This is a genomic window from Massilia sp. TS11 (assembly GCF_022012445.1).
GTDB lineage: Bacteria > Pseudomonadota > Gammaproteobacteria > Burkholderiales > Burkholderiaceae_D > Telluria.
Map to the genome: position 1 here is coordinate 50,650 of NZ_JAKLTS010000009.1, position 22,183 is coordinate 72,832.

At 69.2% G+C, this 22,183-nt stretch carries 21 protein-coding genes and 1 riboswitch; of the genes, 8 read left to right on the forward strand and 13 right to left on the reverse strand.

The window, feature by feature from the left end; all coding sequences use genetic code 11:
• Positions 1-3: 3 nt before the first annotated feature.
• From LZ005_RS14565 to LZ005_RS14575, 3 genes are read right to left on the reverse strand one after another with little or no spacing between them, the layout of a single operon-like run.
• Positions 4-774 carry an ABC transporter ATP-binding protein gene (locus LZ005_RS14565; RefSeq protein WP_237808812.1) on the reverse strand — a complete coding sequence of 257 codons (771 nt, stop codon included), beginning with the start codon at positions 772-774 and terminating at the stop codon, positions 4-6.
• Positions 771-1,820 carry an iron ABC transporter permease gene (locus LZ005_RS14570; protein WP_237808813.1) on the reverse strand — a complete coding sequence of 350 codons (1,050 nt, stop codon included), beginning with the start codon at positions 1,818-1,820 and terminating at the stop codon, positions 771-773. The genes LZ005_RS14565 and LZ005_RS14570 overlap by 4 nt, the downstream gene beginning before the upstream one ends.
• A gap of 20 nt (positions 1,821-1,840) precedes the next feature.
• A complete protein-coding gene (locus tag LZ005_RS14575; protein ID WP_269106727.1) occupies positions 1,841-3,814 on the reverse strand; it encodes a TonB-dependent receptor in 1,974 nt (657 codons plus the stop codon).
• A gap of 65 nt (positions 3,815-3,879) precedes the next feature.
• Positions 3,880-4,111: riboswitch (cobalamin riboswitch) on the reverse strand.
• A 75-nt stretch (positions 4,112-4,186) separates the two neighbouring features.
• Here LZ005_RS14575 and LZ005_RS14580 point away from each other — a divergent pair.
• Genes LZ005_RS14580 through LZ005_RS14590 form a run of 3 tightly spaced genes read left to right on the forward strand, consistent with a single transcriptional unit; the run spans position 4,187 to position 7,901 of the window.
• Positions 4,187-6,226 (forward strand): M1 family metallopeptidase, encoded by a 2,040-nt coding sequence (locus tag LZ005_RS14580; protein ID WP_237808814.1) that lies wholly within the window; start codon positions 4,187-4,189, stop codon positions 6,224-6,226.
• 3 nt (positions 6,227-6,229) lie between these two features.
• Entirely contained in the window at positions 6,230-7,090 is an 861-nt protein-coding gene (locus tag LZ005_RS14585) for a hypothetical protein (protein ID WP_237808815.1), read from the forward strand.
• Positions 7,091-7,100: 10 nt separating this feature from the next.
• Complete coding sequence (locus LZ005_RS14590) at positions 7,101-7,901, forward strand: class III extradiol ring-cleavage dioxygenase (protein ID WP_237808816.1); 801 nt, start codon at positions 7,101-7,103, stop codon at positions 7,899-7,901.
• Here the strand turns inward: LZ005_RS14590 and ylqF are convergent.
• On the reverse strand, positions 7,898-8,845 hold the full coding sequence (gene ylqF / locus LZ005_RS14595) for a ribosome biogenesis GTPase YlqF (protein ID WP_237808817.1): 948 nt from the start codon (positions 8,843-8,845) through the stop codon (positions 7,898-7,900). The genes LZ005_RS14590 and ylqF overlap by 4 nt on opposite strands.
• A 44-nt stretch (positions 8,846-8,889) precedes the next feature.
• Complete coding sequence (locus tag LZ005_RS14600) at positions 8,890-9,822, reverse strand: histone deacetylase family protein (RefSeq protein WP_237808818.1); 933 nt, start codon at positions 9,820-9,822, stop codon at positions 8,890-8,892.
• Positions 9,823-9,944: 122 nt separating this feature from the next.
• Here LZ005_RS14600 and LZ005_RS14605 point away from each other — a divergent pair, with 122 nt between their 5' ends.
• The 5 genes from LZ005_RS14605 to LZ005_RS14625 all read left to right on the forward strand — a co-directional run bounded on the left by LZ005_RS14605 (position 9,945) and on the right by LZ005_RS14625 (position 15,523).
• Positions 9,945-10,865 (forward strand): MoxR family ATPase, encoded by a 921-nt coding sequence (locus LZ005_RS14605; RefSeq protein WP_237808819.1) that lies wholly within the window; start codon positions 9,945-9,947, stop codon positions 10,863-10,865.
• Between the two features lie 6 nt (positions 10,866-10,871).
• The gene (locus LZ005_RS14610) at positions 10,872-11,873 is read left to right on the forward strand and encodes a DUF58 domain-containing protein (RefSeq protein WP_237808820.1); all 1,002 of its coding nucleotides are present in this window, start codon (positions 10,872-10,874) and stop codon (positions 11,871-11,873) included.
• Positions 11,858-13,855, forward strand: a complete 1,998-nt coding sequence (locus tag LZ005_RS14615; protein WP_237808821.1) for a DUF3488 and transglutaminase-like domain-containing protein — start codon at positions 11,858-11,860, stop codon at positions 13,853-13,855. The genes LZ005_RS14610 and LZ005_RS14615 overlap by 16 nt, the downstream gene beginning before the upstream one ends.
• The gene (gene mltB, locus LZ005_RS14620; protein WP_237808822.1) at positions 13,846-14,952 is read left to right on the forward strand and encodes a lytic murein transglycosylase B; all 1,107 of its coding nucleotides are present in this window, start codon (positions 13,846-13,848) and stop codon (positions 14,950-14,952) included. Before LZ005_RS14615 ends, mltB begins: the two co-directional genes overlap by 10 nt.
• A gap of 226 nt (positions 14,953-15,178) precedes the next feature.
• Positions 15,179-15,523: a hypothetical protein gene (locus tag LZ005_RS14625; protein ID WP_237808823.1), complete on the forward strand. Its 345-nt coding sequence runs from the start codon at positions 15,179-15,181 to the stop codon at positions 15,521-15,523.
• Between the two features lie 44 nt (positions 15,524-15,567).
• Here LZ005_RS14625 and cysM read toward each other — a convergent pair whose 3' ends face one another.
• The 8 genes from cysM to LZ005_RS14665 form a co-directional block, all read right to left on the reverse strand.
• Positions 15,568-16,470 (reverse strand): cysteine synthase CysM, encoded by a 903-nt coding sequence (cysM, locus tag LZ005_RS14630; RefSeq protein WP_237808824.1) that lies wholly within the window; start codon positions 16,468-16,470, stop codon positions 15,568-15,570.
• 83 nt (positions 16,471-16,553) lie between these two features.
• Positions 16,554-16,871 (reverse strand): DUF655 domain-containing protein, encoded by a 318-nt coding sequence (locus LZ005_RS14635; protein WP_237808825.1) that lies wholly within the window; start codon positions 16,869-16,871, stop codon positions 16,554-16,556.
• A 113-nt stretch (positions 16,872-16,984) separates the two neighbouring features.
• Positions 16,985-17,821: an alpha/beta hydrolase gene (locus LZ005_RS14640; protein ID WP_237808826.1), complete on the reverse strand. Its 837-nt coding sequence runs from the start codon at positions 17,819-17,821 to the stop codon at positions 16,985-16,987.
• Between the two features lie 109 nt (positions 17,822-17,930).
• The gene (rfaE1, locus tag LZ005_RS14645; protein ID WP_373889335.1) at positions 17,931-18,896 is read right to left on the reverse strand and encodes a D-glycero-beta-D-manno-heptose-7-phosphate kinase; all 966 of its coding nucleotides are present in this window, start codon (positions 18,894-18,896) and stop codon (positions 17,931-17,933) included.
• Positions 18,893-20,260 carry a UDP-glucose/GDP-mannose dehydrogenase family protein gene (locus LZ005_RS14650; protein ID WP_237808827.1) on the reverse strand — a complete coding sequence of 456 codons (1,368 nt, stop codon included), beginning with the start codon at positions 20,258-20,260 and terminating at the stop codon, positions 18,893-18,895. The genes rfaE1 and LZ005_RS14650 overlap by 4 nt, the downstream gene beginning before the upstream one ends.
• 9 nt (positions 20,261-20,269) lie before the next feature.
• The gene (gene lapB / locus LZ005_RS14655) at positions 20,270-21,445 is read right to left on the reverse strand and encodes a lipopolysaccharide assembly protein LapB (protein ID WP_237808828.1); all 1,176 of its coding nucleotides are present in this window, start codon (positions 21,443-21,445) and stop codon (positions 20,270-20,272) included.
• A gap of 18 nt (positions 21,446-21,463) precedes the next feature.
• Entirely contained in the window at positions 21,464-21,766 is a 303-nt protein-coding gene (locus LZ005_RS14660) for a lipopolysaccharide assembly LapA domain-containing protein (RefSeq protein WP_237808829.1), read from the reverse strand.
• A 105-nt stretch (positions 21,767-21,871) separates the two neighbouring features.
• Positions 21,872-22,177, reverse strand: coding sequence for an integration host factor subunit beta (locus tag LZ005_RS14665; RefSeq protein ID WP_237808830.1), 306 nt, complete (start codon positions 22,175-22,177; stop codon positions 21,872-21,874).
• Positions 22,178-22,183 lie beyond the last annotated feature (6 nt).

Below are 22,183 nucleotides of genomic sequence, written 5' to 3' on the forward strand. Positions count from 1 at the left end.
GATTTACTCGCTTTCGGCGGCGACAAAGACCGTGCGGCCGCCATGGTGAAGCACATCGATCGGGTGGCCCAGGCAGGCCGACAGGGTTTCGGGGCGCATGACCTCATCGACCGGACCGGCCAGCCAGCGTCCCTGCCCCATCAGCAGCAGCGCGTGGCTGCAGGTGCTGAAGGCCAGGTTCAGGTCATGCCCGACCAGCACCACGCAGCGCCCCTCGTCGCGGCACAGGGCAGCCAGCAGGCGCATGGCGGCGATCTGGTGCGGCAGGTCGAGGGCGGTGGCCGGTTCGTCGAGCAGCATCAGCGGGGCCTGCTGGGCCAGCAGGGCCGCCAGGGCCACGCGCTGGCGCTCGCCGCCGGACAGGCTGCGCACGTCGCGCTGGGCCAGGTCGGCCACGTCCAGCGCCGCCAGCGCCGCCATGGCGATGCGGTGGTCGTCGCTGCCGTCCCAGTAGCGGTCGGCGTGGTAGGGATGGCGCGCGGTCAGCACGGCCTCGATCACGCGGTAGGCAAAGGCGTCGCTGCGCGACTGGGCGAGGAAGGCGCGTTCGCGCGCCAGCGCTTCGAGCGGCCAGTCGGCCAGCAGGCGCCCGCCCAGATGCACCTCGCCCTGCTCGGGCAGGCGCAGGCCGGCCAGGGTGCGCAGCAAGGTGCTCTTGCCGGCCCCGTTGCGGCCCAGGACGGCCCAGCATTCGCCGGCCTTGGCCTCCCAGTCGAGTGCATCGACCAGGCAGCGCGGCCCCGCTTCCAGGCACAGGTGGGTGGTGCGGATCATGGGCGGCCTCCGCGCACGCGGTGCAGCTGGTGCAGCTGGATCAGGAAGATCGGCACGCCGATCAGGGCGGTGAGCACGCCGACCGGCAGCTGCTGCGGCGCCAGCAGCGAGCGCGCCAGGGTATCGGCCAGCACCAGAAAGGCGCCGCCGGCCAGGGCCGATGCGGGCAGCAGCAGGCGGTGGTCAGGCCCGAAGGCGATGCGGCAGGCATGCGGCACGATCAGGCCGACGAAACCAATGGCACCGGCCGTGGTGACGGCGCCGGCCGTCAGCAGCCCGGCGCAGATGAACAGCGCGCGGCGCAGACGCGCCACGTGCACGCCGAGCGCGGCGGCGGCTTCCGCGTGCAGGGCCAGCACATTCATCGCGCGCGCCTGGCGCCGCGCAAACAGCAGCGCGCCGCCCAGCAGCAGCCAGGGCAGCAGGCGCCACTGGACGCCGCCGAGGTCACCGATCATCCAGAACACCATGCCGCGCAGGCGCGAGTCGGGGGCGATCGACAGCATCAGTGTGACCAGGGCCATGCAGGCCGAGGCCAGGATCACGCCGGTCAGGAGCAGGGTCGAGGTGTCGCCGGCCAGTTCGCGCTGCAGCTGGCCGCCCAGGTCGCGCCGCGCCAGCGCGTACAGCAGCAGGGCGATGCCGAGCGCGCCGCCGAGGGCGGCCAGGTCGACCAGCCACAGCGCCGCGCCCAGCAGCAGCGCGCACAGGGCGCCGACGGCGGCGCCGCTGGAGATGCCAAGCACGTAGGGATCGGCCAGGGGATTGCGCAACAGGGCCTGCATCATCACGCCGGCCAGGGACAGGCCGGCCCCGGTGGCGAAGGCGCTGGCCGCGCGCGACAGGCGCAGTTCCAGCAGGGTGGCATCCATGCTGACGGCCTCGCCGCGCACGATCTGCCACAGACTGGCGGGCAGTTCGGCCAGCGGCAGGCTGACCGAACCGACCAGGCAGGAGAGGACCAGCACGGCCAGCGCGCACGCGCCCAGCGCCAGCAGAATCTGGCGCTGGCGGCGGCGCGCGGTAGCGCTGAGAACGGGCGTCATCGGCCTCTCCTTGGGCACACTCAGAAGTCGTAGCGTGCCGCGATTTTCAGCTGGCGTCCATCGCTCGGATAGATGCCGCCCTTGCAGCCATAGGCATTGCTGAAGTAGCGCTTGTCGCTCAGATTGCTGCCGCTGAGCGACAGCTCCCACGGCCCGAGCTGGCGCGCATAGCGGGCGTCGAGCGTGCTGTGGGACGGGATCTGGGCGCTGCAGCTGTTGGCGAAGTCGCCGCCGTAGCGCTGGCTGTCGACCCACTGCACGCCGGCGTCGGCGGTGTGGCCGCCGCTGCGCCAGGTCAGGCGCGCCGTCAGCACATTGGCCGGCACCAGCACCATCTCGCGGCCGGCATACGGACCGGCCGTGAAGCTGGCCGCCACATGCTGGTAGTGGGCGCTGGCGCGCCATTCGCTGTCGAGCGCCGCGCTGGCGTCGATCTCGACGCCCTGGCGCTTGGTCGGGTCGAGGTTGACGTTGGCGCCAAAGCCGTTGACGGTCGGATCGTAGTAGATCTCGTTGGTCAGGCGGTGGCGGAACCAGCGCGCCGTCAGGCTGCGCGCGCCGTCGCCCAGGGTGGTGCCGAGTTCGAGGTCGTGCGCGCTCTGGCCCTTGAGCGGCACATTGGCCTTGGGCGTGTAGGCGTTTTCGTCGGCATTGGCCACGCGGTAGCTCTGACCGGCCTTGGCAAAGCCCTCCAGACCCGGCAGCAGGCGGTAGCTGGCCGCCAGTTCCCAGGCGTTGAGCGACTGCTTGGTGCTGTAGGTGGCCGTGGTGTACGGGGCCGGATCGTTCGAGGTCTTGTCAAACACCTCGTGGCGCAGGCCGAGCGCGATGCGGCCGTCGTTGGCGCGGTCGAACTTGAATTCATCGCGCAGGTACACGGCCTGGGCGTTCTGTTCGGCGTCGGCCAGCGAGAAGCTGGAGTCGGTCTTGCGGTCCCAGCGCGTGAAGTCGGCGCCGGCCACCAGTTCATTCAGGCCGCCGGCGACGCTGTCGAGCAGGCGCAGGCGCGGCGAGAACTGGGTCTGGTGTCCCTTGTAGGCCATGCGCGTGGTGCCGTAGGCGCTGACATAGGTGGCCTTGACGGTCTTCTCGCGGTGCGACAGTTCGGCCGCGAAGTCGATGCCGGCGATGCGCTGCTCGTACAAGGCGCTGACGCGGTCGATATCGTGGCTGCCGAAGTCGTTCGGGGTCTGGGCCGTGCGCGGCGCGCTCTGGAACTGGGCCAGGCTCAGGGCGCCGGGGAAGCGCTGCTCCTGGCGCGCGCTGTCCAGGCGCAGGGCCAGGCGGCCGCCGGCCAGTTGCCAGGCCACGCCGCCGCTGAAGGCGGTCTGGCGGAAGCCGGCGTTGGCGCGGTAGTTGTCGGTGGTCTGGCGCGCCACGCTGGCGTCGAAGGACCCGCCGTCGAAGGCGCGCAGCACGGTGGCGCGGGCGTCGCGCGCGCTGAACTGGCCCAGCTCGGCGCGCAGATTGCCGCTCGCCTCGCCGGCCTTGGCACGGTGCGTGACGATGCGGATCACGCCGCCGGTGGCGCCGTCGCCATACAGCACGCTGGCGCCGCCGCGGATGATTTCGATGCGTTCCACGCTGTCGATCGGGATGGCCGAGAGGATGGCGCCGGACAGCTCGTTTTCGGACAGGCGCACGCCATCGAGCACGATCACCATGTTCTGGGCGCTATTGGTGCCAAAGCCGCGCAGGTCGAGGCCAAAGTCGGGCGAGCCGTCGAGCGACTGGCGGCCATACACGCCGCCCAGCTTGCGCACGGCCTGGCCGACGTCGCTGGCGCCGGCGTCACGGATGTCGGCGGCGCGGATGATGGTGGCGCCGATCGGCTGCAGGTCGGCAGCGGCGGCAAAACGGGCGCCGGTGATGGCGACGGTGGGAATCGTCTCGGAGACGGTCTGGGCATGGACGGTGGCCGCGGCCAGCAAAGAAGCCGCCAGAGCAAATGGCGTACGCGCGCCCAAGGCACGCAGGGTGTGAGTTGTGGTCATTGCGAGATTACTTCGGGGTTCATCCGGCCCGCGTCCCCGCAAGCCAGACTCCAAGGCAGGCGCGTACGCCTGCCACCTATCCTGGCCGGTATCCGGGCTCCAAGCATGACCGTTCCACCTTCCTACGCGACGCGCAGTGGTTGCCGGAGCGGCCTGCCAGCCCTGCCGGGCTGGCGCTTGTTTACCGTTGCGGGGGCAGCACACCTTAGCCAGCGCGGCGCACCGCGGCGGCCTGGTGTTTCCCGTTTAACTGCCGGCGAGACGACGCCGGCGGGCACCAAGACGGGGCAGATTATAGCCGATCGGCGCCGCGCCTTGCGTTTTTGTCATACAAAATCGCGTATAGTGGCGCCGCATACGCAAGGGGAAAGCATGTTCACACGCCTGGTCTGTCTGGTCCTGCTGGCGCTGACGGCGCTGACGGCGGCCTCGCAAGCGGAGATCTTCAAGATTCCGGATCCCGATCTCGATCCCGGCCTGCCGCTGGCGCCGCCCACGGCCGCCGCCGTCACGACGCCGAGCGCGCCCGCCGCCTGGGGCGGCCCGCGTCCGGCCCAGGGCGAGGCGCTGTCCGAGCGCGTGGTCCAGTACGCGATCGACGTCAGCCTCGACCCCGAGCGCCATCTGCTGTCCGGACGCGAGCAGCTCACCTGGCGCAACCGCAGCAGCCAGCCGGTACGCTCGGTGTACCTGCATCTGTATCTGAATGCCTTCCGCGACGCCGGCTCGACCTTCTTTACCGAAGGCCGCCAGCAGCACGCGGGCTTCCGCTCGGGCATGCTGCCGGGGCCGGGCGAATGGGGCTCGATCGACATCACGGTGCGCCAGGGCGGCACCCGCCTGCCCTACAGCTTCGTCCATCCGGACGGCGGTCCCAGCACCGACCGCACGCTGGTGCGGGTCGACCTGGCGGCCCCGGTGGCCGGCGGCGCCAGCACCACGCTCGATATCGGCTTCGCGGCGCGCCTGCCGCGCATCGTCGCGCGCACCGGCTATTTCGGCAGCTTTCATCTGGTCGGCCAGTGGTTCCCGAAGATCGCCGTCCTCGAACTGCCGGGCGAACGCGGGGCCACGGCGGTGCGCTGGAACGCCCACGAATTCCATATGAATTCGGAGTTCTACGCCGACTTTGGCAGCTACGACGTGCGCATCCGCGTCCCGCGCGACTACCAGGTGGGCGCCACCGGGGTGCGCCAGGGCGCGCCCCAGCCCATGCCCGACGGCAGTCTGGTACACCACTACCGCCAGGACGACGTGCACGATTTCGCCTGGACCGCCGACCGCCGCTTCGCCGCGCCTCTGCGCGCGCGCTGGCAGGACGTCGACGTGACGGTGCTGTACCACCCCGAGATGGCCGATTCGGCGCGGCGCGCGCTAGCCAGCAGCCAGGCCGCGCTTGACTACTTCGGACGCAAGCTCGGGCCCTACCCCTACCGCAGCCTGACGGTGGTGATTCCGCCCCTGAACGCGGGCGAAGCGGGCGGCATGGAATACCCGACCTTCATCACCGGCGACGGCAATGCCGGCGCGGCCGACGGCAGCATCACGGCCGCCAACGAGGACGCCACCACCATCCACGAATTCGGCCACAACTACTTCTACGGCATCCTCGCCTCGAACGAATTCGAAGAGCCGATGCTCGACGAAGGCGTCAACGAATACTGGCAGAACCGCATGCTGGCCGAGCGCGGCCCGGCCCTGCCCGCCCCGGCCTGGGCGCGCCTGGTGCGCGGCCTGAATGCGCCCTGGCCCTGGGCCGACTTCGAGCGCAGCCTGGCGCCGCTGCGCACCCCGACCGACGCGCCGGGCGCGAACGCCTGGCAGCGCATCGACGGCCTGGGCCCGATCTATGCGCGCACGGCCACCGTGCTGCGCGATATCGAGGCGCAGATCGGCACGGCCGCGCTGGACGCAGGCTTTCGCCTGTTCTACACACGCTGGCGCTTTCGCCATCCGAGCGTGGCCGACCTGCGCGAGGCCCTGGCCGAGGCCAGCGGCCAGCGCGCCTATATCGAGGCGATGTTCGCGCGCCAGATCTACCGCAGCGCCGCGGTCGACGATGCGGTCGAGGCCCTGTACAGCGCGCGCCTGCCCGGCAGCGCCCTGTACGAGAGCACCCTGGTACTGCGCCGGCGCGGCGCCGCCGTGCCGCAGGAGGTCGTGATCCGTTTCGCCGACGGCAGCAGCGAGCGTCTGCGTTGGGACGATGACGACAGCTTCAAGCGCTACCACTGGCGGCGCGCGGCGCCGGCAGTCTCGGCCCGGATCGATCCGGACCGCCAGCACGCGCTCGATGTGAACAAATTCGACGACAGCCGCACGAGTGCGCCCGACGGCCGCGCCAGCCGCCACTGGAGCGTGCAGGCGGCCACCCTGTTCCAGCTGCTGCTGGCCCTGATCGCGAGTGTCTGAACCATGCTGACCACCACCCTGCACGCCTGGCGCCGCGCCGCCCAATGGCGCCTGCTGCTGCTCTGGCTGATCGCGCTCGGTCTGCCGACCCTGCTGGCGGCGCTGCCCCTGCACGCCTTTCTGGCCGCGCAGTTCGACCGCAGCGCCCATGTCGCGGAGCTGGCCGCCCAGCTTGACCTGGTGGCCCAGACCGATCTGCGTCTGCTGTTCGCCGAACAGGGCGGCGCCACGCGCGCGCTCGGCGCCGCCGGCCTCGTCCTGCTGCTGATCTGCACGCCCTTCCTGCAGGCGGCGACGGCGGCCGCGGCGCGCCTGCCGCACGCGGCCAGCTGGGCCGAACTGCTGGCCGGCGGCGCGCGCGACTATCTGCGCATGGCGCGCCTGCTGCTGGTCTGCCTGCTGCCGGCGGCCGTGCTGGCCTGGCTGCGCCTGGCCCTGGGCGCGGCCGAAGCGCGCGCGCTCGACGCCGCCATCGTGCCGGCCGAGGTCAGCCTGCACAGCGCCGCGGCCAGCGTCCTACCCGCGCTGGCCGGCGCCGTGCTGCTGCTGTGGAGCGAAAGCGCGCGCGCCCTGCTCGCGCTCGACCGCCGCCGCCGCGCCGCGCCCAGCTTGTGGCAGGCGCTGCGCCAGCCGTGGCGCCAGCAGGCCCGCCTGGCTGCCGCGTATGGGCTGTGCAGCGGCCTGGGCGTGCTGGCGGCCGCCCCGCTGCTGGGCCTGCGCCTGGCCCTGCCCGAGGCCGGCCTGGCCGGCGATCTGGCTGTGCTGGCGCTCAGCGAAGCGGCCGTGCTGCTGCTGGTGTGGGCGCGCTGCGCGCGTCTGTTTGCCCTGATGGGCGTGCATGCGCAGGCGCCGAAATCGGCGTAATATAGTACGTATGCGTACTAATTTCCCTACCTTCTTCCTGTCGCACGGCGGCGGACCCTGGCCCTGGATGCAGCAGGAATTCGGTCGTACCTATGACGTGCTGGCCCAGTCGCTGGCCGACCTGCCGCGCCAGCTCGGCGCCACGCCGGACGCGCTGCTGGTCGTCACCGCGCACTGGGAGGCGCCGCAGTTCATGGTCTCCGCGGGCGATGCGCCCGGCATGATCTACGACTACGGCGGCTTCCCGCCGCACACCTACCAGATCCGCTATCCGGCGCCGGGCGAACCGGCATTGGCGCGGCGCGTGCAGGCGCTGGCGGCGGCGGCCGGCATTCCGGTCGGCCTCGATCCGGCGCGCGGTTTCGATCATGGGACGTTTTCGATGCTGGCGCCGGCCTACCCCGAGGCTCAGCTGCCGGTGGTGCAGCTGTCGCTGCGCCAGGGCCTCGATCCCGCGGAGCATCTGGCCCTCGGGCGCGCGCTGGCGCCGCTGCGCGCGGAAGGCATCGCGATTCTCGGCAGCGGCCTCAGTTACCACAATCTGCGCGCCTTCGGCCCGGCCGGGGCGCAGGCCTCGGCCGCCTTCGACGCCTGGCTGCAGCAGACGATGGCGCTGGCGCCGGCCGCGCGCACGGCCGCCCTGCTCGACTGGGAAAAAGCGCCGGCCGCGCGCCAGGCCCACCCGCGCGAGGAGCATCTGCTGCCGCTGATGGTGGCGCTCGGCGCGGCCGAACAGGGCGCGGCCAGCACGGTCTACCACGAGCGCGACTTCTTCGGCGCCCTCACGGTCAGCAGTTTTCGCTTCGCTTAAGTCCCGCGCTTGCCGCGCATGCGCTCTTCGAGGCGGGCGGCGGCGGCGGCCGCCTCCTGCTCCTGCTTGATGCGCATCGCTTCGGCATGGGCGGCCAGGGCGGCCGTGCGGGTGTCCGGGGTTTCGAGCGAGATCCGCCCGAGCGCCCCGCTGCGGTAGTCGAGCAGCAGGGTGTGGGCCGCCTTCTCGTAGTCCATGTCGCCGCCGCGCAGCTTGAAGCCGCGCTTGGCGGCCAGGCCTTCGATCACGCCGACCGCGTCGCGCCCGGCCGTGGCAAAGCCGTAGCGCGCCGTCAGCAGCTGCGGATAGCGCTGCAGCAGCAGGCCGGCCAGGAATTCGGCCACTTCCTCCTCGATCACGGCATTCGTGCCGACCGCATGGCTGGCGGCCAGCATCAGGCCGTCCGAGGGCAGCTCGATCTTCGGCCACAGCAGGCCCGGGGTATCGATCAGCACCACCTCGTTCGACAGATAGATGCGCTGCTGGGTCTTGGTGACGGCCGGCTCGTCGCCGACCTTGGCCACGCGCCGCTTGAGCAGGGCATTCATCAGGGTCGACTTGCCGACGTTCGGAATCCCCATGATCATCATGCGCAGCGGCTTGGTGGCGTCGTTGCGGTGCGGCGCCAGCTTCTTCGCCATCGGGATGATGCGCGCCACGTCGGCCGGCTTCTTGGTCGTCATCGCATACGCCGTGGTGTCGGGCTGGGCGTCGAAATGGGCGCACCAGGCCTCGGTCACGGCCGGATCGGCCAGGTCCGACTTATTCAGGATCTTGAGGCAGGGCCGGTTGCGGAAGCGGCGCAGCTGTTCGACGATCGGGTTGCAGCTGGCCATCGGCAGGCGCGCGTCGAGCACCTCGATCACGAGGTCGACGTTCTCCATCGCTTCCTCCGCCTTCTTGCGGGCGGCGTTCATGTGGCCGGGGAACCATTGGATCGACATGGGGGGCTTTCAAATCAGGCGGACAAACCGCGTATTGTAACCCGCTACTCGAGTTCGGCCAGAATGCGCAGGTGGGCCACCACGCTGCGCGCCAGCGCCGACAGGTTGTAGCCGCCTTCCAGACAGCTGACGATGCGGTTGCCGCAGTGTTCGCGCGCGACCGCCATGATCTGGCGCGTCATCCAGGCGTAATCGGCTTCGACCAGGGCCATGCCGCCCATGTCGTCCTCGCGGTGGGCGTCGAAGCCGGCCGAGATGAAGATCATCTGCGGCCGGTGCGCGTGCAGGGCCGGCAGCCAGTGCTCGGTGACCAGCTGGCGCACCACGTCGCCGCCCGAGCGGGCCGCCACCGGCACATTGACGCTGGTGGCGGTGATCGGTTCCGGCTCCGTGTACGGGTAGTAGGGATGCTGGAAGAAAGAGCACATCAGCACGCGCGGGTCGTGCCCGACCGCCTCCGCCGTGCCATTCCCGTGGTGGACGTCGAAGTCGATGATGGCGACCCGCTCGAGGCCCTTGACGTCGAGCGCATGGCGCGCCGCGATGGCGACATTATTAAACAGGCAGAAGCCCATCGCCCCGCTCGGGCGCGCATGGTGGCCGGGCGGGCGCACGGCGCAGAAGGCATTGCGCACATCGCCGGCCAGCACGGCATCGGTGGCGGCGACGGCGGCGCCGGCCGCGCGCAGGGCCGCGTTCCAGCTCGAGCTGCACAGCAGGGTGTCGGCGTCGATCGGATAAAAGTCGCCGGCCTGCTGCGGCACATTGTCGCGCACCAGGGCGATCGCCTCGCGCGTGTGGACGCGCTCGAGGTCGGCCAGATCGGCCAGCGGGGCGTCGCGGTGCTCGAGATAATCGTCGATGCGGGCCAGGATCAGCTGGTCGCGGATGGCCTGCAGGCGGGCCGGGGATTCTGGGTGCCAGGAGCCCATATCGTGCCGGATGCAGTCGGCGTGGCTGTAAATCGCTGTACTCATTACGTGGACGGCCATTCAGTTGCACGGTGGCGCCCGATCTCGCATAGAATCGGGGCGTGGCGCAGGGCCGCGTCTCCTCATGGCTAATCTACCACGTTTTGAATCCGCCCGATAAGGTGAACATGTTCGACAAACTGCATGCGGTCGCCCGCCAGGTCGGCCAGATCGTGGTCGGCAAGGACCAGTCCATCCGCCTCGCCCTGACCTGCCTGCTGGCCGGCGGCCACCTGCTGATCGAAGACGTGCCCGGGGTCGGCAAGACCACACTGGCGCACGCACTGGCCATCTCGCTCGGCCTGCGCTTTAACCGCGTGCAGTTCACCAGCGACCTGCTGCCGGCCGACGTGGCCGGGATCTCGATTTTCGAACGCGGCCAGAACGCTTTCGTGTTCCACCCGGGCCCGATCTTCACCCAGGTGCTGCTGGCCGATGAAATCAACCGCGCCACCCCGAAGACCCAGTCCGGCCTGCTCGAAGCGATGGAGGAGCGCCAGGTCACGGCCGACGGCGTCACGCGCGCGCTGCCGGCGCCCTTCTTCGTGATCGCCACCCAGAACCCGGCCCACCAGGTCGGCACCTTTCCGCTGCCCGAGTCGCAGCTCGACCGCTTTCTGATGTGTCTCTCGCTCGGCTACCCCGATCCGGCCGCCGAGCGCGCCCTGCTGATGGGCGAGGACCGGCGCGCCATGCTGGCCGCCCTCGGCCCCCAGATGACGCCCGAGGAGCTGCTGGCGGCCCAGGCCGGGCTGCGCCAGATCCACTGCAGCGCCAGCCTGATCGACTATGTCCAGGCCCTGGCCCAGGCCTCGCGCAGCGGCGCCCTGTTTGCCGAGGGCCTGTCGCCGCGCGCCGCGATCGCCCTGCTGCAGGCCGCGCGCGCCTGGGCCGCGCTCGAGGGACGCAACCATGTGATTCCCGAAGACGTGCAGGCGCTGCTGGTGCCGGTCTGCGCGCACCGCCTGCGCCCGCTGAAATCGGCCCAGGGCCAGGCCCTGGCCAGCCGCGACCTGGTGCTGCAACTACAGAAGGCGGTGCCCGTCTAAACCGGCATGGCACACCGCATCCTGACCTGGTGGCGCACGCGCACCGCCCAGTGGCTGTTCCGCCTGCGCGACAGCGAGCCGGGCGAGGTCTACCTGCACCGGCGGCGCGTCTACATCGTGCCCACGCGCGCCGGTTTCGGCTTTGCCGTGCTGGTGCTGGCCCTGCTGATCGGCGCCACCAATTATTCGCTCGGCCTCGGCTTCGGCCTGTGCTTCCTGGTGGTCGGCCTGGCCCTGGTCGACATGGTCGCCACCTTCCAGAACCTGGCCTACCTGCACCTGCAGCCGGGCCGCGCGCGCCCCGTATTCGCCGGCGAGGAAGCCCAGTTCGAGCTGCTGCTGCTGAACCGCACCGGGCGCGCGCGCCACGCGCTGTGGGTCGACTTTCAGGCGGCCGGCGCGCCGCGCCACAGCTGCGACGTCGACGCCCACAGCCGCACCAGCGTGCTGCTCGGCTGGCCCAGCACGGCGCGCGGCTGGCTGGCAGCGCCGCGCGTGCGCCTGGCCACGCGCTTTCCGCTCGGCCTGTTCAATGCCTGGAGCTACTGGCAGCCCGAGCTCAAGGCCCTGGTCTATCCGTTTCCCGAACGCGCCGCGCCGCCGCTGCCGGTGAGCGGGACCGGCCTGCGCAGCGAGCACGGCGCCGGCGGCGATGAGGAATTCGCCGGCGTGCGCCACTACCAGCCGGGCGACCCGCTGCGCCAGCTGGCCTGGCGCCAGATCGCGCGCGTCGATCCGGCCCTGGGCGGGGCCCTGGTCAGCAAGCGCTTCGAAGGCGGGGCCGGCACCGAACTGCGGCTCGACTTTCAGCAGCTGCCGTCCGAGCTCGACCTCGAGCTGCGCCTGTCGCGCATGACGCGCTGGGTGCTCGAGGCCGAGCAGCGCGGCCTGCCGTATGGCTTCCGGCTCGGCGCCCTCGATCTGCCGGCCGGCCTTGGCGAGGCCCACCAGGCCGCCTGTCTGGCGGCGCTGGCCCTGCACACGGAGGCCCGATGCGCGCCTGGCTGACGGGCCTGCGCCAGCTCGCGCGCGACAAGGCCGACACCCTGCTGCTGCTGGCCGCCGTGGCCCTGGTGCTGGCCCCGCACAGCCTGCACCTGCCGCTGTGGATCACGGGCACGGCCGCCGCCACCTTGCTGTGGCGCGCCGTGCTGACCGTGCGCGGCCTGCGCCTGCCGCCGGTCTGGGCCCTGCTGCTGCCGGCCCTGGCGGCCATGGGCGGCGTGTATGCGCAGTACCACTCCTTCCTCGGGCGCGACACCGGGGTGGCCATGCTGGTGCTGCTGCTGGCCTTCAAGACGCTCGAGATGCATGCGCGCCGCGACCTGTTCGTGGTGCTGTATCTGAGCATGTTCGTGCTGCTGACCCACTTCTTCTATTCGCAAAGCCTGGCCAGCGGCCTGCTGATGGGCCTGACCCTGTGGCTGCTGGTGGCCGCCCAGCTGAGTTTTCAGTACGGCCCCGGCACGCCACCGCTGGCGCGCCGCCTGCTGCTGGCCGCGCGCATGCTGGGCCTGGCGCTGCCGCTGGCGCTGGCCCTGTTCGTGCTGTTCCCGCGCATCCAGGGGCCGCTGTGGGGGCGCCCGGGCGAAGCTGGCGCCAGCAGCGGCCTGTCCGACAGCATGTCGCCCGGGCGCATCGCCAGTCTGGCCCAATCCGACGACGTGGCCTTCCGCGTGCGCTTTCGCGATCCGGCCCCGGCCCCGCTGCAGCTGTACTGGCGCGGCATCGTGCTGGGCGACTATGACGGCAACACCTGGCGCCGCCTGGGCGAGAGCCAGCCCTTCGCCAACACCGTCAACATCGAGGTCGGCGGCGCGCCGGTGCGCTACCAGATCACGCTCGAACCGAGCCAGACGCGCTGGCTGTTCACGCTCGACGTGCCGGAAGCCCTGCCGCGCCTGGCCGAGCTGGCGACCCAGATCAGCCCCGAACTCGAAGTCAGCGCCGTCGCTCCGCTCCAGCAGCGCGTGCGCTATGCGGCCACCTCCTATCTGGCCTACACGCTGCAGGGCGACGAAAGCCTGCCCCATCTGGCGCACTGGCTGGTGCTGCCGCCCGGGCGCAATCCGGCCGCCTACAATCTGGGCCGCATGCTGGCGCGCCTTCCGCAGCCGGCCGCGCGCGCCGACGCGCTGCTGCGCATGTTCAACCGCGAGGGCTTCCGCTACACGCTCGAGCCGCCCCTGCTCGGGCGCGACGCCGTCGACGAATTCCTGTTCACCACCAAGGCCGGCTTCTGCGAGCACTTCGCCGGCGCCTTCGTGTATGTGATGCGCGCGGCCGGCCTGCCGGCGCGCGTGGTGCTCGGCTACCAGGGCGGTGAACTCAATCCGCTCGATGGCTACTACACGGTGCGCCAGTCGGACGCCCACGCCTGGGCCGAAGTCTGGCTCGGCGCGCGCGGCTGGGTGCGCATCGACCCGACTGCCGCCGTCGCGCCCGAGCGCGTCCAGTACGGCGCCCGCCGCGCGCTGCCGCGCCGCGCCCCGCTCGGCATCCAGGCGCTGGCCGGGGTGGTCGATTTCGCCCTGTCCGGCGACAGCTGGCTGGGCCGCCTGCGCTACCAGTGGCAGGCCCTGAACAATGGCTGGAACCAGTGGGTGCTCAACTACACGCCCGAGCGCCAGCGCGCCGTGCTCGACGGTCTGGCCCTGGCCCTGCTCAACGGGCGCAGTCTGGCCGGACTGGCGCTGGCGGCCGGCCTGCTGTGGCTGCTGCACTACCAGCGCCGGCGCCAGGCCGTCGATCCGGCCGCGCGTCTGTACGCCGAACTTTGCCAGCGCCTGGCGCGCCGTGGTATCGTGCGCGCGCCCGACGAGGCGCCGCGTACGCTGGCGGCGCGGGTGCAGGCCTGGGACGGGCCGCCGGCCATGGTGGCCGCGGCCACCGCCTTCCTGCATTTGTACAGCGACCTTCTCTATCAACCCGATGTGGCGCGCGCGCCGGCCCTGGCGCGCCTGGCCCGTCTGCTGCAGGAATGCCGATGAATACCATCCGCCGTCTCGCCCTGCTGGTGCTGCTGGCCCTGCCCCTGCTGGCCACGGCCGCGCCGCCCAAAAAGACGCACAAGGCCAAGCCGAAAGCCCACGCGGCAGCGCTGAAGAAAAGCGGCACCGATTACGTGGGCGAGGCCGTCAATTTCCCCGGCTGGCAGAGCGTGGCCGCGTTCGAGGACGAGATGGTGGCGCGCCACGGCTTCACGCGCGCCGAGCTCGATGCGCTGTTCGCCCAGGTGCGCCTGGTCGACGCCGCCGCCCAGCTGATCAAGCCGGCGCCGCCGGGCAAGCCGAAAAACTGGCAGGCCTACCGCGCGCTGATGGTCAGCCCGAGCCGCATCGCGGCCGGGGTCAGCTTCTGGAATACGCATGCGGCCACGCTGGCGCGCGCCGAGGCCGAATTCGGCGTGCCGGCCGAGATCATCGTCGGCATCCTCGGCGTCGAAACCCTGTACGGCCAGAACACCGGGCGCTTCCGCGTGATGGACGCGCTCACCACGCTCGCCTTCGCCTACCCCGAGGCGCCGAACCGCGCCGCGCGCATGGACTTCTTCCGCGCCGAACTGGAAAGCACGCTGCTGTTCGCGCGCCAGCACCAGCTCGATCCGCTCAGCCTGCTGGGCTCGTACGCGGGCGCGGTCGGCCTGCCGCAATTCATGCCCGGCAATATCCTGCGCTATGCGCTCGACTACGACCAGGACGGCCAGATCGATCTGCGCAATTCTCCCGCCGATGCGATCGGCAGCGTCGCCCGCTTTCTGGTCGCGCACGGCTGGCAGGGCGCGGAAGCGGCGCCCTATGTGTATGCGGCCCAGGTGTCGCCGGCGCGCCAGTGGGAAGGCCTGATCGGGCGCGGTCTGGTGGCCGAGTATGCGCTGGCCCAGCTGGCCGAGGCCGGTGTCACGCCGGCTGCGGGCACGCCGCCGGCGCGCCTGTATGGTCTGGTCGATCTGCAGAACGGCGCCGAACCGAGCGAATACTGGCTGGCCAGTCATAACTTCTTTGCTATCACGCAGTACAACCGTTCTTACTTCTATGCCATGGCCGTGATCGCCCTCGGGGAGGCCGTGCGCAGCGCCCGCCCCTAATTGTGCGTGTTACAATTTTTTTCTCCGAAACAAGTTTTTTTCGTGGTTTTGTGAGAGAATTGCGGAGAGGCTACGTTGCGGCTGGACAACTGTGCTATAAGGAAAACAACCGTCAGTTGTTTCTCCGAAGTACGACCACGCGCAAATGCTTGTACAATGACTTAGTCTTTTTATCACGCTTTATCTTTGGTGCTCGTAGTGCCCCACTCTAAGAGGATTGAAAGAAATGACCAATCAAGTCGGAATTGATATGAACAGCGACGGCGAGGGCGACGATCTGCTGCAGTACAACCCGAACCGTTTGCTCGATACCCTGATCGAGAATCTGCGCCTGAAGAATGACGCTGCGCTGTCGCGCGCGCTCGAAGTGGCGCCGCCGGTGATCTCGAAAATTCGCCACCACCGCCTGCCGGTGGGCGCGTCGCTGCTGATCCGCATGCACGAAGTCAGCGACCTGTCGATTCGCGACCTGCGTTATCTGATGGGCGATCGCCGCGCGAAGTTCCGCATCAGCGACAAGCAGTTCAAGCCGAAAGACAAGAAAGACGGCAAGGACGAAGCCAAGTCCTGAGTCCTTGGGACGCCCTGCCCTTCCGCTGGAAGGGCGGGCGATGCTCAGGCCGGGAAGACCCCGGTTGACAGATAGCGGTCGCCGCGGTCGCAGACGACGAACACGATGGTGGCGTTCTCCACCGTCTGGGAAATACGCAGCGCGATCTCGCAGGCCCCCGCGGCCGAAATGCCGCAGAAAATCCCTTCCTCCGCCGCCAGCCGGCGTGCCATGGCTTCGGCCGCGGCCTGGCTGACACTCTCCACCTGATCGACGCGCGCCTTGTCGAAAATTTTCGGCAGATAGGCTTCCGGCCATTTGCGGATGCCCGGAATCTGCGAGCCCTCTTCGGGCTGGGCGCCGATGATGCGCACGTCCGGATTCTGTTCCTTCAGGTATTGCGACACGCCCATGATGGTGCCCGTCGTGCCCATGGCCGACACAAAATGGGTGACGCGCCCGCCCGTATCGCGCCAGATTTCGGGGCCGGTCGCCTCGTAGTGGGCGCGCGGATTATCGTCGTTGGCGAACTGGTCGAGGATGATGCCCTTGCCGTCGCGCTGCATCTGCTCGGCCATGTCGCGCGCATATTCCATGCCGCCCGTTTTCGGCGTCAGGATGATCTGGGCGCCGTAGGCCGCCATGCTCTGGCGCCGTTCGATCGACATGTACTCGGGCATCAGCAGCAGCATCTTGTAGCCCTTGATGGCGGCCGCCATCGCCAGCGCGATGCCGGTGTTGCCGCTGGTGGCTTCGATCAGGGTGTCGCCCGGCTTGATCTGGCCGCGCTGCTCGGCGCGCGTCAGCATCGACATGGCGGCGCGGTCCTTGACGGAACCGGCCGGATTATTGCCTTCGAGCTTGCCGAGGATGACATTATTGCGGGCGGCGGCCTCGGCACCGGGGATGCGCTGCAATTGCACGAGCGGCGTGTTGCCGATGGTGTCGGCGATGGTCAGATAAGACATGCTAGATCGGCGTTTCGGATCAACAAAGCCCTATTCTATCCGAGCCGCCCGGGCCCCGCTGGCCGGCGCCGACACGCCCCGCCCTATTTGCCGGCCTTGGGCGCCTTGGCCAGCGCCGCATCGGCGCCGTCCTTGGCCTTGCCATTGATCTGCAGCCCGGCCTTGGACAGGGCCTGGGCCTTCTTCTCCTTCACGCCCTTGATGCGCGACTGGAAATCGGTCCAGTCCTTGAAGTCGCCGTGCTGGGTGCGCTCGTCGAGAATTTCCTGCGACATCTTGGGGCCGATGCCCTTGATGCTGTCGAGCGCGGCCTTGTCGGCCTTGTTCACCTCGACCTGGGCGAAGGCGACGCCGGCGCTGGCCGCCAGCAGGGCCAGGATACTGATCAAACGTGTCAACATGGGAATGCTCCTTGTGCAGTGAGAGCAGACGGGATGCCTGCCTGCCGTCTCAACGCCAAGCACGCGCCGCTGTTGACGCGGCGCGCTTGAGCCAACGCAAGGCGTGCGCGGCCTTATTCTGCGTACAGCCAGAGCAGGCTGCGCGCCAGCTCCTGGCGCCAGAAGCTCTCGTGGTGCACGCCGATCGGATTCATGTGGTAGCGCGTGACCTGGCTGCTGCGCCCCTCGGCCAGCATGAACTCATACATGGCCAGGGCATCGCTGACGGCACCGGTTTCGAAGCCGCCGATGACGATGTCGACGCGCGCATCGGCCGGCAGCGGATGGCTGTGCAGATAGGCCTTGGCGCTCGGCGCGATCCAGTAGGACGGCGAGAACACGCCGGCCTTGCCGAACACCTGCGGGTAGCGCGCGATCGCGTAGTGCGAGATCAGGCCGCCCATCGAGCTGCCCATGATGCCGGTGTACTGGCGCTCCGGGCGCGTGCGCAGGCGCTGGTCGATCAAGGGCTTGACCGTCTCGACGATGAAGCGCACATAGGCCTCGCCTTCCTTCTTGCCGGCCTCGGAATCGTCGAAGCCGTTCAGCTCCGTCATGCGCTTGTCGCCGCCGTTGTCGATGCCGACCACGATCAGTTCCAGCTTGCCTTCCCTGGCCAGGGCGTTCAGGGTTTCGTCGACGCCCCACTCGCCCGAGTAGGAGGTGGCGTCATCGAACAGGTTCTGGCCATCGTGCATGTAGAGCACCGGATAGCGCTTGGTCGATTCGGCATAGCCGGGCGGCAGATACACGCGGATCTGGCGCGTGCGGTTCAGGCCCGGCATCGGCAGGGCCTCGGGCCAGACGCTGACATTCGGCTGGGCGGTCGAAGGGCGCGCCGGGTCGGCGGCGCAGACCAGGCTGGCCCAGCCCAGACAGAGGATGGCTAATAGCGGACGGATGGATGGCATGAACACTCCCGGTAGCGATGCGCGAGCGATTCTAGCACCGGGAGTGGAAGCAAAATTACGTGCATATCAAATAATTTTGAACGCACGCCGCTCTGAGGCGGTAGGCAAACTACGCGCCGAACAGTTCCTCGCGCGTGACCGTGGCCGTGCCCAGCTTGCCCACCACGATGCCGCCGGCCTGGTTCGCCTTCCACACGGCCTCGTCCAGCTTGGCGCCGGCCCCGAGCATGGCGGCCAGGGTGGCGATCACGGTGTCGCCCGCGCCCGAGACGTCGAACACTTCGCGCGCATCGGCGTGCACGTGCAGGTCTTCGCTGCCCGTGTACAGGCTCATGCCCTCCTCCGAGCGCGTCAGCAGCAGCGCGTCGAGATCGAGCGAGGTGCGCAGCGCGTGCGCCTTGGCCGTCAGCTGGGCTTCGTCCTTCCAGCTGCCGACGATGCGCTTGAGTTCGGACTTGTTCGGCGTCAGCAGGGTCGCGCCGCGGTAGGGCGTGAAGTCGTCGCCCTTCGGATCGACCAGCACGATCTTGCCGGCCGCGCGCGCGGCCGCGATCATCTGGGCCACGTTGACCAGACCGCCCTTGTTGTAGTCGCTGAAGATGATGACGTCGAAATCGGGCAGCAGGGCATTGAACTGGGTGAGCTTGTCGCGCAGGACCACGTCGCTGGGCGCATCCTCGAAGTCGATGCGGATCAGCTGCTGCTGGCGGCCGATCACGCGCAGCTTGACGATGGTGGCGATGCCCTCGTCGCGCTTCAGATAGCTGGTGATGCCGCCTTCGCGCAGCAGGCGCTCGACCTCGTTGCCGGCTTCGTCGGCGCCGACCACGCCGAGCAGGCCGCAGTGGGTGCCCAGCGCGGCCGCATTGCGCGCCACGTTGGCGGCGCCGCCCAGGCGCGCTTCGCGCTTGACCACGCGGCAGACCGGCACCGGCGCCTCGGGCGAAATGCGCGCCACGTCGCCAAACCAGTAACGGTCGAGCATCACGTCGCCGACCACCAGGATGCGCACGCGCGCCAGATCGGGCGCGGCCATCTGGCCCTGGCTGGCGGCCGTCAGCAGGCGCGCGCTCATTGGCGTGCGGCGGCCGAACGGCCGATGCCAAAGTAGTCGAACCCGGCTTCCAGCATGACGGCCGGCTCGAACAGATTGCGGCCGTCAAACACCACCGGCTGCTTCAGGCGCGCCTTGATGGCCTCGAAGTCCGGGCTGCGGAAGGCCTTCCATTCGGTGACGATGATCAGGGCGTCGGCGCCGTCGCAGGTGTCGAGCGGGCTGCTGGCAAAGCGCAGGCGCGCGCGCAGCTCCGGGCTCAGATCGAGGGCCAGCACGCGCTCGGCCTCGCGCATCGCGACCGGGTCGTAGGCGGCCACGCTGGCGCCGCGTTCGAGCAGATCGCGGATCAGCACGCGCGACGGGGCTTCGCGCATATCGTCGGTGTTCGGTTTGAAGGCCAGGCCCCAGACGGCGAAGTGCTTGCCGCGCAGGTCGGGGCCGAACTGGCCGACCACCTTCTGGCCCAGCACCTGCTTCTGACGGTCGTTGACGGCTTCCACGGCGCGCAGGATCAGCAGCTCCTGGTCATACTGGCGCGCCGTGCGTTCGAGCGCCTGCACGTCTTTCGGGAAGCAGGAGCCGCCGTAGCCGGCGCCCGCGTACAGGAAGCTGTGGCCGATGCGCGGATCGGAGCCGATCCCGTGGCGCACGGCCTCGATGTCGGCGCCCACATGGTCGGCCAGATTGGCCAGCTCGTTCATGAAGGAGATGCGCGTGGCCAGCATGGCATTGGCCGCGTACTTGGTGAATTCGGCCGAGCGGATGTCCATCCAGTAGGTGCGCTCGTGGTTGCGGTTGAACGGCGCATACAGCTTCTTCATCAGGTCGCGCGCCTTGAGGCCGGCCGGCGACTGGTCGTGGCCGATCACGATGCGGTCCGGGCGCATGAAGTCCTCGACCGCCGCGCCCTCTTTCAGGAACTCGGGATTGGACACCACGGCAAAGTCGAGCGCCACGCCGCGCGCGGCCAGTTCGCCTGCAATGGCGGCCTGCACGCGGTCGGCCGTGCCCACCGGGACGGTCGACTTGTCGATCACGACCTTGAAGTCATTCATGTACTTGCCGATGTTGCGCGCGGCCGCCAGCACATACTGGAGGTCGGCCGAGCCGTCTTCGTCGGGCGGGGTGCCGACCGCGATGAACTGCAGCTGGCCGTGCGCCACGGCGGCTTCGACATCGGTGGAGAACTGCAGGCGCCCGGCGGCGCGGTTGCGCGCCACGATCTCTTCCAGGCCCGGTTCGTGGATCGGAATCCCGCCGTTATTCAGGATGGCGATCTTGTTGGCGTCCACGTCGAGGCAGAACACGTTGTTGCCCAGTTCGGCGAGGCAGGCGCCGGTCACCAGGCCCACATAGCCGGTGCCGATAATCGTAATTTTCATGGTGTCTTCTTAGTTCATCACATTCAGTTCTTCGGTGCGGCGCGGCGGGTAGGTCTCCCACTGGCTGCAGCCCGGGCAGTGCCAGTAGAACTGGCGCGCCTTGAAGCCGCAGTGGCTGCACTGGTAGCGCGCCAGCTTCTGGGTATAGCCGTGCACGAGGTTCTTCACCATCGACAGTTCCGACATCACGGCCGCCGGCGCGTCCATCAGGCGCGCCTCGAGCAGCTTGTCGAGGCCGAGCAGGGTCGGGCTGCGGCGCAGCTCCTCGAGCACGACCTGCTTGGCCGCCTCCACCCCTTCGGCTTCGCTGACGGCCTTGAACACCACCTCCAGCAGGTCGATCGAGGGCGCTTCGGCCAGATAGGATTTCAACAGGCTCAGGCCCTCGGCCGGGCGCCCGACCTTGCGGTAGCCGTCCATCAGGCGCTGGGCCACCAGGGCCACGTGCGGCACCGACTGCTGCTCCACGCGGCGCCAGCTGACCAGGGCCGCCTCGACCTCGCCCTTGGCCAGCTGGGCGTCGCCGGTGAGGATGGTGGCGCGCACGTTCGAGCGGTCCACCTGCAGCGCCTCGTCGAGCAGGGCCAGGGCGTCGTCCGGGTGCATGTGCACCAGCGCGTCCTGCGCCATCTCGCAGTAGAACTGGGCGATCTCCTTCTGGCGCGTGCCGGCGCCCGACTCCTGCAGCGCGCGCGCCGATTCGATCGCGCGCTTCCATTCCTTCTCGCGCTGGAAGATCTCGAGCAGGGCGCGGCGCGCCTGGCCGTCGTAGGCGGTGTCGCGCAGCTGGTTGAAGCATTCTTCGGCGCGGTCGAGCAGGCCGGCCTTCAGGTAGTCCATGCCCAGTTCGTAGCGGCCCTTGGCATGCTGGGCCGGCGGCAGATCGGGGCGCGCCAGCAGGTTCTGGTGCACGCGGATCGCGCGTTCGACTTCGCCGCGGCGGCGGAACAGATTGCCGAGGGCGAAATGCAGGTCGGCCGTCTCGGGGTCGAACTGGACGATTTCGATAAAGGCGTCGATCGCCTTGTCGGGCTGTTCGTTGAGCAGGAAATTCAGGCCCTTGAAGTAACCGCGCGGCAGGGTGCGCGACTCGGACACGACCTGACGGATGTCCACGCGCGCGGCCAGCCAGCCGAGCGCAAAAAACAGGGGGATGCCCAGCACCATCCAGATTTCGAATTCCATGGGGGCGCGTGTCTCGTTTTAGTGGGTGCGCACGGCGTCCGGCTGCGGCTGGGCCAGGCCCTGGCGCGCATTGGCCTGCAGTGCGGCGATGGTGTTCTTCTGGCGCGTCGCTTCGCGCCGCTGGCGGATCAGGGTCGGCGTCACGGCCAGCACGGCCAGCACGGCGCCGGCGACGAAAAAGGCCAGCAGCATCAGCACCAGCGGGCCGCGGATTTCATAATTCAGGAAAACGCGCAGGTCGACTTCCTGCTGGTTCTTCAGGGCGAAGCCGAAGAACAGCACAAACATTGCCAGACCTACCAGGGAGGTGATGAACTTCATCGGCCATTCCTCAATGAACACTAAGTGTGAAGGATACAACAGAGTGCCCGCCAGGCACCAATAAAAACGGCGTCCGAGGACGCCGTTTTGGAGAGGCTTGCGACTTCAGTCTTCGATGATCGGCTGACCCACCATGGCGTCGACGCGCTCGCGCAATTCCTTGCCAGGCTTGAAGTGCGGTACCCGTTTTTCCGGCACCATCACTTTGTCGCCCGACTTGGGATTGCGCCCGATGCGCGGCGGCCGGCTGTTCAGCGCGAAGCTGCCAAAACCGCGGATCTCGATGCGCTGACCAGTGGCCAGGGCCGTGGTCATCGCGTCGAGAATGGTTTTGACCGCATATTCCGCGTCCTTCGCCACCAGCTGCGAATAGCGCTCAGCGAGGCGATTGATCAACTCGGACTTGGTCATGAAGAC

Bases quoted from the DNA above. Each gene is read 5' to 3' on its own strand.
- LZ005_RS14565 (WP_237808812.1), bottom strand. From the start codon at position 774: ATGATCCGCACCACCCACCTGTGCCTGGAAGCGGGGCCGCGCTGCCTG.
- LZ005_RS14570 (WP_237808813.1), bottom strand. From the start codon at position 1,820: ATGACGCCCGTTCTCAGCGCTACCGCGCGCCGCCGCCAGCGCCAGATT.
- LZ005_RS14575 (WP_269106727.1), bottom strand. From the start codon at position 3,814: ATGACCACAACTCACACCCTGCGTGCCTTGGGCGCGCGTACGCCATTT.
- LZ005_RS14580 (WP_237808814.1), top strand. From the start codon at position 4,187: ATGTTCACACGCCTGGTCTGTCTGGTCCTGCTGGCGCTGACGGCGCTG.
- LZ005_RS14585 (WP_237808815.1), top strand. From the start codon at position 6,230: ATGCTGACCACCACCCTGCACGCCTGGCGCCGCGCCGCCCAATGGCGC.
- LZ005_RS14590 (WP_237808816.1), top strand. From the start codon at position 7,101: ATGCGTACTAATTTCCCTACCTTCTTCCTGTCGCACGGCGGCGGACCC.
- ylqF (WP_237808817.1), bottom strand. From the start codon at position 8,845: ATGTCGATCCAATGGTTCCCCGGCCACATGAACGCCGCCCGCAAGAAG.
- LZ005_RS14600 (WP_237808818.1), bottom strand. From the start codon at position 9,822: ATGAGTACAGCGATTTACAGCCACGCCGACTGCATCCGGCACGATATG.
- LZ005_RS14605 (WP_237808819.1), top strand. From the start codon at position 9,945: ATGTTCGACAAACTGCATGCGGTCGCCCGCCAGGTCGGCCAGATCGTG.
- LZ005_RS14610 (WP_237808820.1), top strand. From the start codon at position 10,872: ATGGCACACCGCATCCTGACCTGGTGGCGCACGCGCACCGCCCAGTGG.
- LZ005_RS14615 (WP_237808821.1), top strand. From the start codon at position 11,858: ATGCGCGCCTGGCTGACGGGCCTGCGCCAGCTCGCGCGCGACAAGGCC.
- mltB (WP_237808822.1), top strand. From the start codon at position 13,846: ATGCCGATGAATACCATCCGCCGTCTCGCCCTGCTGGTGCTGCTGGCC.
- LZ005_RS14625 (WP_237808823.1), top strand. From the start codon at position 15,179: ATGACCAATCAAGTCGGAATTGATATGAACAGCGACGGCGAGGGCGAC.
- cysM (WP_237808824.1), bottom strand. From the start codon at position 16,470: ATGTCTTATCTGACCATCGCCGACACCATCGGCAACACGCCGCTCGTG.
- LZ005_RS14635 (WP_237808825.1), bottom strand. From the start codon at position 16,871: ATGTTGACACGTTTGATCAGTATCCTGGCCCTGCTGGCGGCCAGCGCC.
- LZ005_RS14640 (WP_237808826.1), bottom strand. From the start codon at position 17,821: ATGCCATCCATCCGTCCGCTATTAGCCATCCTCTGTCTGGGCTGGGCC.
- rfaE1 (WP_373889335.1), bottom strand. From the start codon at position 18,896: ATGAGCGCGCGCCTGCTGACGGCCGCCAGCCAGGGCCAGATGGCCGCG.
- LZ005_RS14650 (WP_237808827.1), bottom strand. From the start codon at position 20,260: ATGAAAATTACGATTATCGGCACCGGCTATGTGGGCCTGGTGACCGGC.
- lapB (WP_237808828.1), bottom strand. From the start codon at position 21,445: ATGGAATTCGAAATCTGGATGGTGCTGGGCATCCCCCTGTTTTTTGCG.
- LZ005_RS14660 (WP_237808829.1), bottom strand. From the start codon at position 21,766: ATGAAGTTCATCACCTCCCTGGTAGGTCTGGCAATGTTTGTGCTGTTC.
- LZ005_RS14665 (WP_237808830.1), bottom strand. From the start codon at position 22,177: ATGACCAAGTCCGAGTTGATCAATCGCCTCGCTGAGCGCTATTCGCAG.